Origin of the sequence: Phenylobacterium sp. (genome assembly GCF_031181185.1) — a bacterium.
Lineage (GTDB): Bacteria > Pseudomonadota > Alphaproteobacteria > Caulobacterales > Caulobacteraceae > Phenylobacterium.
On the sequence record NZ_JAPSKZ010000171.1, the window covers coordinates 1 to 7549 of the forward strand.

Sequence of the window (7549 nt, forward strand, 5' to 3'; positions counted from 1 at the left end):
CATGCGGTGCACGCGGCCGCGCTGGCGAACGGCGGCTCGGACGAAGGCGCGCCTGGGTACCGCCCGCCTGGGGCGGAGAACGGGTTTTACGGCGCCTATTTCCGGGACCCGGTGGGCAACAAGTTCGCGGTGTTCGTCTGGGCGTAGGCCGCGCCTCCGCCTCCGTTCGGGCGCTTGCCGCGTTAGGGCGCCATGCGTCGGTCCGGCATCGTCCTCCTGAGCCTCATCGCAGCCGCGGCCCTGATCGTGTTCAGCGGCCCTTGGTTCGCGCTACGCGCCCTGCAAAGCGCGGCGCGGGACCGGGACGTGCAGGCTCTGGCCGAGATCATCGACTACCCGGCGGTGCGCGCGGGACTGGTCAGCGGCGTCGATCCGGAGACCCTGGGACCCGCGCCGAACATCTGGCAGGACCCGGTAGGCGCGGTGCGCCGCGCGATCATCCCGAACCGCCGCCCGCCCGCGGTGGTCGAGCGGCGGCTGTCGCCCGACGGCCTGCACGCCATCGCCGGCGAGCCGTCGCTGTTTCCTCGGGTCCGGCACTGGGGCCCGAACCGGGTGCGGTTCGCGGTGCGGACCGACGCGGGCGAGAGCCTCTTCACCTTCCAGCGCCAGGGCGTGTTCCGCTGGCGCCTCGTCCATCTGGGCCTGCCGCCGGTGACGGCGACATTCCGCGACGGGGCCCGCTAGGCCGAGAGCGCCGCCTTCACCGCCGCCAGGCCCTCCTGGGCCTTGGAGCCGTCGGGGGCGCCGCCCTGGGCGAAGTCCGGCCGGCCGCCGGCGCCCTGGCCGCCCATGGCCAGGACGGCGGCCTTGGCGAGCTCGCCGGCGTTGAACTTCGCGGTCGCCGAGCCGGTAATGGCCACCGTCACCGCGGCCTTACCCTCGGCCACGCCGACCAGGGCGATGACGCCGTCGGGCAGCTGCTTCTTGAACTCCTCGGCGATGGGACGCAGGTCCTTGCCGCCGACGCCGTCCATGACGCGGGCCAGAACCTTCACGCCGCCGATGTCCTCAGGCCCCGCCGCGGTCGCCCCGCCGCCGCCGCCCATGGCCAGCTGGCGCTTGGCGTCGGCCAGCTCCTTCTCGAGCCTGCGGGCCTGGACCTGCAGGGCCTCGACGCGGGCGGCGACCTCCGAGACCGGGACCTTGAACTGCTCGGCCAGCGACTTCGAGACCTGCGCCTGTTCCAGCAGGTAGCGGCGGGCCGCCTCGCCGGTCAGCGCCTCGATCCGGCGGACGCCGGCGGCGATGCCCTGCTCGGCCACGATCTTGAACAGCGCGATGTCGCCGGTGCGGGCGACGTGGGTGCCGCCGCACAGCTCGACCGAATAGTCGCCCTGCCCGTCCAGCGCCTTGCCCAGCGTCAGCACGCGCACCGTGTCGCCGTACTTCTCGCCGAAAAGCGCCATGGCGCCGGCCTCGATGGCCTCCTGGGCGCGCATGTTCTTGGTCTCGGCCGGCAGGTTCTGGCGGACCACGGCGTTCACCTCGGCCTCGATGCGCTCGATCTCGTCCGCCGTCAGGGGCTGGCCGTGGCTGAAGTCGAAGCGGATGCGCTCGCCGTCGACCATCTGGCCCTTCTGGGTCACGTGGCGACCCAGCACGTTGCGGAGCGCGGCGTGCAGCAGGTGGGTGGCCGAGTGGTTGGCGCGGGTGGAGGCGCGCTTCTCGGGGTCGACGGCGAGGCGCACGCGGGCGCCGGAGGCAAGCTCGCCTTCCGCGATCTCGACCACATGGACGTGGAGGTCGCCGGCCTGCTTCTGGACGTCGAGGACGCGGGCCTTGCCGCCGTCCCACTCGATCTCGCCCTGGTCGCCTGCCTGGCCGCCGCTCTCGGCGTAGAAGGGCGTGCGGTCGACGAGCACCTGGACGGTCTGGCCGGCCGCCGCGTGGTCGACCTCCTGGCCATCGGCGACGATGGCCAGGACCTCGCCGGTCGCCTCGGTGGTGTCGTAGCCCACGAAGTCGGTCTGGCCGAGGCGTTCGCGGATGGCGAACCACTCGCCGGCCGCCGCGGTCTGACCTGAGCCCACCCAGTTCTCGCGGGCCATCTCGCGCTGGCGCTCCATCGCCGCGTCGAACTCCTCGAGGTTGACGGTCAGGCCCTTGGCGCGGACCGCGTCCTGGGTCAGGTCCAGCGGGAAGCCGTAGGTGTCGTAGAGCTTGAAGGCGGTCTCGCCCGAGAGGACATCGCCCTCCTTCAGGCCGGCGGTCGCCTCCTCGAGCAGGGACATGCCGCGGCCCAGGGTGCGGCGGAACCGCTCCTCCTCCTGGCGCAGGGTCTCGACGATGGCGGGCTCGGCGCGGCGCAGGTCGGGATAGGCGTCGCCCATCAGCTTCACCAGCGTCGGCGCGACCCGGTGCATCAGGGGCTCGTCGGCGCCCAGCAGGTGGGCGTGGCGCATGGCCCGCCGCATGATCCGGCGCAGGACGTAGCCGCGGCCCTCGTTCGACGGAAGCACGCCGTCGGCGATCAGGAAGCTGGACGAGCGCAGGTGGTCGGCGATGACCCGGTGCGAGGGGGTGGTTTCGCTGTCGGGCGCCCGCAGCTCGGCCTTGGTGGCGGCGATCAGGTCCTTGAACAGGTCGACGTCGTAGTTGTCGTGCACGCCCTGCAGCACGGCGGCGACGCGCTCCAGGCCCGCGCCGGTGTCGATCGAGGGCTTCGGCAGGGGCGTCCGCGTACCGTCGGCGAACTGCTCGAACTGCATGAAGACGAGGTTCCAGATCTCGACGAAGCGGTCGCCGTCCTCGTCGGGCGAACCCGGCGGGCCGCCGGGGATGTGGGCGCCGTGGTCGTAGAAGATCTCCGAGCACGGGCCGCAGGGGCCGGTGTCACCCATGGACCAGAAGTTGTCCGACGTGGCGATGCGGATGATCTTCTCGTCGGGCAGGCCCGCGATCTTCTTCCAGAGATCGGCCGCCTCGTCGTCGGTGTGGTAGACGGTGACCAGCAGCTTCTCGGGCGGCAGGCCCCACACCTTGGTGAGCAGCTCCCAGGCGTGGCTGATGGCGTCTTCCTTGAAGTAGTCGCCGAACGAGAAGTTGCCCAGCATCTCGAAGAAGGTGTGGTGGCGGGCGGTGTAGCCGACGTTGTCGAGATCGTTGTGCTTGCCGCCGGCGCGGACCGCCTTCTGCGACGAGGCCGCGCGCGGATAGGGCGGGGTCTCGGCGCCCGTGAAGTAGTTCTTGAACGGCACCATGCCGGCGTTGACGAACAGCAGGGTGGGATCGTTCTGCGGCACCAGCGGAGCCGACGGGACGACGGCGTGCCCCTTGCTCTGGAAGAATTCCAGGAACTGCGCGCGGATCTCGTTCAGGCTGGGCATTGGGCTCGTCTTGGAAAACAGGGACTTCGGCCCCGTCATGTGGGGGCGCGGACCGTTTACGCGAAGACGGGGGGACAGGGGAAGCGCGCGGGCGGCCTCTCGCGGCCGCGCGGCGTTTAGACGAGGCGATGACCACCTACTTCACGAGCGACACCCACTTCGGCGACCACAGGGTGCTGAACCTGTATCCCCGCCCCTACGCGTCGACGGCGGAGATGGACCAGGACCTGATCCGCCGCTGGAACGCCGTCGTCTCGCCGGACGACGAGGTCTGGCACCTGGGAGACTTCGCGCGGGGCGCCAAGGTCGCGGCGGCGGTGCTGCCGCAGCTGAACGGGCGCAAGCACCTGGTCGTCGGCAACAACGACGACCCCGCGGACATGCCGTCCGGGTGGGCGAGCATCCAGGCTTATGCCGAGATCGAGCGCGACGGGCGGTTCCTCGTGCTGTGCCACTATCCGTTCCGGAGCTGGAATCGCCAGCATCGCGGAGCGCTGAACCTGCATGGCCACAGCCACGGCCGCCTGAAGCCGCTTCCCCGGCAGCGCGACGTCGGCGTGGATGTGTGGGACTACGCGCCGGTCACCCTCGAAACCCTCCTGGCGGCGCCGCCTCGCTAGGAGCCTATGCGCGACGCCGCGCCAGGACGAAGTCGAGGGCGGCGCACACGGCCGCGACCTGGGCGTCGTTGCATTGCTGCGGCGTCGCGCGAGGGCTGTCCGGGTAGACCTCGGTCGTGGTGGTGTAGGGCGCCCCGGTAATGGACGCGCACATGCCGTAGTCCCGCTGCGGGTAGGTGATGATCCCGTGGCCGACGACCGGGCAGCCGATGATTTCGCCGGCCGCGTCCGGGGGCGCGATGTGGGTGACCGCCTCCACCGCGGCGATGATCGCCTGCTGGAAGTCGAGCTGCGGGTCCTCGGCGTCGGCCACGAGATAAAAGCCGTCCGGTATGGTCCCCGGCTCGAACGGCTTGCCGTCGCGCGACGCCAAGGCCGGCCGGAACTCGCTCTCGTCGCTGTCGGTGGTCTCGTGCAGGTCGATGTGCAGCAGGAATTCCCCGAGCCGCGGCCTCACCAGCCTCATCAGCGCCGCCGCCTCTTCCGAGGGCCCGTCCTCGCGGAAACTGCGGTTGGGGTCTACGGCGTCGTAGTTCCAGCGGTTGATCCGTTCGTAGCCCCAGGGGCTGACGCAGGGCGCCACCAGGAGGTTGACCCTCCCCACGTAGTCCGCCGCGCGCGTCTCGAGGAATTCCAGCGCGCCCATCACGCCGCTGGTTTCGTACCCGTGGACCCCGCCCGTCACGAGGGCCGCCGGCAGCGAGGCGTCCCATGGGCGGCTGCTCAGGGCGCAAAGCTCGTAGGCCTCTCCCGCGTACTCCAGCCGCCCGTAGGAGATCCGCTCGAAGCGCTCCGCGAGCCGTTCGATCCGGGGCAGCACGTCGCGATCGTAGCGACGCAGGCGTGACTGCCGCGCACGCCACTCGTCTATTTCCACCTCGCCCCAGGCGCGCCCCGGGGTTCCAACAGGATACGCAACGGCTTCGGTCATGCCGCTTCGTAGGACGAATCGCCGCCCGCGTCAGGCCACCTGTCCCGGGCGCCGCACACGCGGCGCGCGGCAAGCCCCGACCGCTGAAACCCACGGATGCGGCAAGCGTGCGCGGCGGCGCGGCAATTGGTCCACCTCGCGGCGTACCGGCGGTATGGCCGGCGACGAAGCCTGCGTCAGCGACTAGACGTAGCTGTGCAGTACGTCGGCGGTGGCACCACATGACCCAGAACAAGATCTCGGCGGACGCGCGGCAGGTGCGTGGCGGGCGGGCCGGCGTGGCGGCGCTGTTGCTGGCCCCGCTGCTGTTCATCGTGACCGCGGCGCTGATGTTCGACGCCCTGGCCGGGGTTGAGCGGCAGCGGCGGACGCTGGAGCGATCGTACGAGACGCGGACGCAGATCCAGCGGGTGTTCTCGCTGCTGCAGGACGCCGAGACCGGCCAGCGCGGCTATGTCATCACCGGGCAGCCGGCGTTCCTGGAGCCGTACAACGCCGCCCGCGCGCAGCTGGACGCCCAGCTCGCAGCGCTGGACCGGCGGTTCGCCGACACCCCGGCCCAGGCGGCGCGAATGGCCGAACTGCGCCGGCTGACCGACGCCAAGGTGTCGGACATGTCCGCCGTGATCGTCCTCCGGCAGAGCCAAGGCGCGGCCGCCGCGGCCGAACGCGTAAGGCTGGCGACCGGCAAGCGGCTGATGGACGCCATCCGGGTCGTCGTCGCCGAGATGATCGCCGAGGAGTCGCGGCGGGTGGCCGAGGGCCATGACCAGGCCGTGACGCAGGGACGGCAGGCGCAGTGGATCGCCGGGGCCGTGAGCCTTCTGCTCTTGGCGAGCCTGCTGGGCGCGGCCGTCCTGCTGCATCGGCGGGACCGGGCGCGCGCCCGGCTGATGGCCGCGGTCGAGTGGGAGTCGACCCGCCAGCGGGCGATCTTCGAGAACACGATGGACGCCATCGTGCTCCTGAACCCCAGCGGCAGCATCGAGACGATCAACCGGGCCGCCGAGCGCATGTTCGGCTACGAGCGCTCGGAGTTGCTGCGCCGGGACAGCGCGACGCTGGTGGATTTCGCCCCGGGCGAGGGCCTGTTCCTGCGCCGCCTGGCCGTTCGCGGCGACCCGGCGCTGGGCGAGGCGCGCGAATTCACCGCCCGCCACAAGGATGGACACACCTTCCCCGTGGAAGTCTCGCTGGGCGCGATGCGGCTGAGGGACGGCCTGCACCTGGTGGCGGCGCTGCGCGACATCACCGAGCGCAAGGCGGCCGAGCGGCTGAAGGAGGAGTTCGTCAGCACGGTGAGCCACGAGCTGCGGACGCCGATGACCTCGATATCGGCCTCGCTGGGGCTGATGGCCGGCGGCGCGGCGGGGCCATTGCCGGACAAGGCCGCCCGGCTCGTCCATATCGCCAAGACCTCGTGCGACCGCCTGGTGCGGCTGATCAACGACCTGCTGGACATGCAGAAGATCGCCGCGGGCAAGATGGACCTCAACATGGTCGAGCTGGACCTGCGGGAGGTGGCGGGCTCGGCCATCGAGGCGATCGGCGGATACGCCCGCGAGCGCAAGGTGAGCCTGGCGCTGGAGGCGCCGGCCGCGCCGATGAGGGTGCGGGGCGACGCCGACCGCCTGGTGCAGGTGCTGGTCAACTTCCTGTCGAACGCCGTGAAGTTCAGCCCCGAGGGCGCCGAGGTTCGCCTACAGATCCGTGAGGACGGCGAGCGGGCGGTCGCCGACGTGCGCGACCAGGGCCCCGGCGTGCCCGAGGCGTTCCAGCCCAGCCTGTTCGGCCGCTTCGCCCAGGCCAACAGCTCGGCCACCCGCAGCACCGGCGGCACGGGCTTGGGCCTGGCCATCTCGCGGGAGATCGCCGAACGTCACGGCGGCGCGGTGTCGTTGGCCGAGAGCGGCCCGGACGGGTCGGTGTTCCGGCTGGCGCTGCCGATGGCGGCGTCGCGGCCGCCGCAGCCGCCGCCCCGGGCCGCCGACGTGCTGATCTGCGAAGCCGACCCCGAGATGGCGGCGGCGATGCGCGAGGGCGTCGAGGCCCAGGGCTTTAGCGCCGCCGTGCTGCCGGGCGCCGACGGGCTGGAGGCGGCCCTGGGGGGAGGCCGGTACGAGCTGCTGTTGCTGGGCCTTCGGCTGTCGGAGGGCAACGGTCTGAGCGTCATCCAGCGGCTGCGGGGCCAGGGGGTGGCGCTGCCGCCGACGATCATCGTCTCGGGCGAGCCGTCCGGGCAGTTCGCCGGCGTCCCGATCGCCGACTGGATCACCACGCCGCTGGACCCCACGCGGCTGCGGCGGGCGGTGACCGACGTGCTGGGCGATCCCAGCCGCGTGCGGATCCTGCACCTGGAGGACGACGTGGAGCTGGCCGCGGTGGTGGGGGCGGCGCTGCAGGGTTGCGGCTCGCTGGAGGCGGTGCACACGCTGGCCGAGGCCATGGCCGCGGTCCGCCGCCGCCGTCCGGACCTGGTGATCCTGGACATCGGCCTGCCCGATGGCTCGGGCCTGGACCTGCTGCCCGTGCTCAACGACCCCGCGCCGGGGCCGCCGGTCATCGTCTATTCGGGACAGGAGATCGAGCCCGAACTGGTGCAGGAGGTGCAGGCGGTTCTGACCAAGTCGCGGGTGAGCTTCGACGCCCTGACCGACACCGTCCGGGCG

At 71.7% G+C, this 7549-nt stretch carries 5 protein-coding genes; 3 read left to right on the plus strand and 2 right to left on the minus strand.

Going from position 1 to position 7549, the window contains the following annotated elements; all coding sequences use genetic code 11:
- Window positions 1-192 precede the first annotated feature (192 nt).
- Window positions 193-687, plus strand: a complete 495-nt coding sequence (locus RIF93_RS16670; protein ID WP_309092574.1) for a DUF2939 domain-containing protein — start codon at window positions 193-195, stop codon at window positions 685-687.
- On the opposite strand, the gene alaS is transcribed toward RIF93_RS16670, so the two are convergent.
- Window positions 684-3329: an alanine--tRNA ligase gene (alaS, locus tag RIF93_RS16675; protein ID WP_309092575.1), complete on the minus strand. Its 2646-nt coding sequence runs from the start codon at window positions 3327-3329 to the stop codon at window positions 684-686. The two genes, RIF93_RS16670 and alaS, sit on opposite strands and share 4 nt — an antisense overlap.
- A gap of 128 nt (window positions 3330-3457) precedes the next feature.
- Between alaS and RIF93_RS16680 the strand changes: the two genes are divergently transcribed.
- Window positions 3458-3949, plus strand: a complete 492-nt coding sequence (locus RIF93_RS16680) for a metallophosphoesterase family protein (RefSeq protein ID WP_309092576.1) — start codon at window positions 3458-3460, stop codon at window positions 3947-3949.
- Between the two features lie 4 nt (window positions 3950-3953).
- Here the strand turns inward: RIF93_RS16680 and RIF93_RS16685 are convergent, their stop codons facing one another.
- Window positions 3954-4880, minus strand: coding sequence for a M14 family metallocarboxypeptidase (locus RIF93_RS16685; protein WP_309092577.1), 927 nt, complete (start codon window positions 4878-4880; stop codon window positions 3954-3956).
- Window positions 4881-5101: 221 nt separating this feature from the next.
- Here RIF93_RS16685 and RIF93_RS16690 point away from each other — a divergent pair.
- On the plus strand, window positions 5102-7549 hold a 2448-nt coding region (locus RIF93_RS16690; RefSeq protein ID WP_309092578.1), incomplete at its 3' end, for a CHASE3 domain-containing protein.

What these genes read in the sequence shown, in the direction of transcription:
- RIF93_RS16685 (WP_309092577.1), bottom strand. Translation starts at nt 4,880, where the DNA reads ATGACCGAAGCCGTTGCGTATCCTGTTGGAACCCCGGGGCGCGCCTGG.
- RIF93_RS16670 (WP_309092574.1), top strand. Translation starts at nt 193, where the DNA reads ATGCGTCGGTCCGGCATCGTCCTCCTGAGCCTCATCGCAGCCGCGGCC.
- RIF93_RS16680 (WP_309092576.1), top strand. Translation starts at nt 3,458, where the DNA reads ATGACCACCTACTTCACGAGCGACACCCACTTCGGCGACCACAGGGTG.
- alaS (WP_309092575.1), bottom strand. Translation starts at nt 3,329, where the DNA reads ATGCCCAGCCTGAACGAGATCCGCGCGCAGTTCCTGGAATTCTTCCAG.